2 protein-coding genes are annotated in these 1,114 nt (G+C 37.1%); both read right to left on the bottom strand.

Annotated features, from left to right (window positions below; genetic code table 11):
• Window positions 1-736, bottom strand: a 736-nt coding sequence (locus EBF12_RS10930) for a polysaccharide deacetylase family protein (protein ID WP_244196534.1), incomplete at its 3' end; no start/stop codon positions are given.
• Between the two features lie 107 nt (window positions 737-843).
• A complete protein-coding gene (locus tag EBF12_RS10925; RefSeq protein WP_121727669.1) occupies window positions 844-1,047 on the bottom strand; it encodes a hypothetical protein in 204 nt (67 codons plus the stop codon).
• Window positions 1,048-1,114 lie beyond the last annotated feature (67 nt).

Genomic DNA, 1,114 nt, shown 5'->3' with positions numbered 1-1,114 from the left:
CCTCCAATAACCTTATCTTCTCGCTTCTAGGCGGATAATCATTGCAATCAAGCCGTGGAAGCAAAAGTGGATTCTCATTTTGTAGGTGAGCTAATCGCACTTCCGTGGTTACACCAAGTATGCAGCCCATTTCACTCGCAATTTTCACCACGCGTTCATCATAATCTCCAAATGGATAACAACACACCCAAGCATCTTTATCAATATAAGGTGAGATAACCTCTAAGCCCTTTTTCATATCCGTGCGTATTTCTTCTTCGCTTAAAGTGCTAAGCCAATAATGCTCATATCCGTGGAATCCTATAAACATACCCTCACGCTTCATAAGGGCAATTTGGTCGTGATTCATATACAACTCTCTAGCAAAGCGATCTTCTGCCAACCCCAAATACTTCGCAAATAACTCACTAGCAATGATATTTCGCAATCTCTCTGGCAGAGCGGCTTGAAGGATTCTCTTTATAAACACAACTTCTTTAGTATCAAATCGCTCATCTTTTGCATATTGTCTAAAAAGTTCCTCGTTACTAGGATAGCTAAACTCACTCCCGCGATAAAAGTTCATTTTTTCTAAAAGATCATTAAGCAAGGAATCTAGTGGTGCAGAGGCAAGGATAAAGTGAATCTTATTTACATCAAGCAGGACATTTTCAGCAATGGTGCGTCCGGGCATAAAGAATGAGCCTTGAATCTTATGCTCTTTCAAAATAGGAAAGACATTGGTGTAATGATCTATATATCCATCATCAAAGGTTAAAAGAAGGGGTTTTTCAGGAAGCCTAGAAAAATCTATCGTGAAAGAAGAATTTGTGGATTTTAAGGAATCGGCAGAACTAAAGGATTTTATAGAATCGCATTGAGATTTACTGGGGGGGGGGTGATAGCAGAAATTAACTGCTCCATTGTGATAATGTTATAGTTTGCTTTAAAAAATTCAATTTGAGATTTAAACTCACTTATGTCAAAACCTTTGATTTCAGGGTATCTACTATTTTTTAAATCCCTTACATAGTGATACATAACAATTGCCAAACTATTCTCTTTCATAGCTCTCTATTCTCCGCAGAAAATCAAATAAGGTTTGAATTGTATCCAAAAAACATTATTAAATCAA

This window comes from Helicobacter labetoulli, from assembly GCF_003670275.1.
Classification (GTDB): domain Bacteria; phylum Campylobacterota; class Campylobacteria; order Campylobacterales; family Helicobacteraceae; genus Helicobacter_C; species Helicobacter_C labetoulli.
This window is presented reverse-complemented; position numbering and strand designations above follow the sequence as displayed.

What these genes read in the sequence shown, in the direction of transcription:
- EBF12_RS10925 (WP_121727669.1), bottom strand. Translation starts at nt 1,047, where the DNA reads ATGAAAGAGAATAGTTTGGCAATTGTTATGTATCACTATGTAAGGGAT.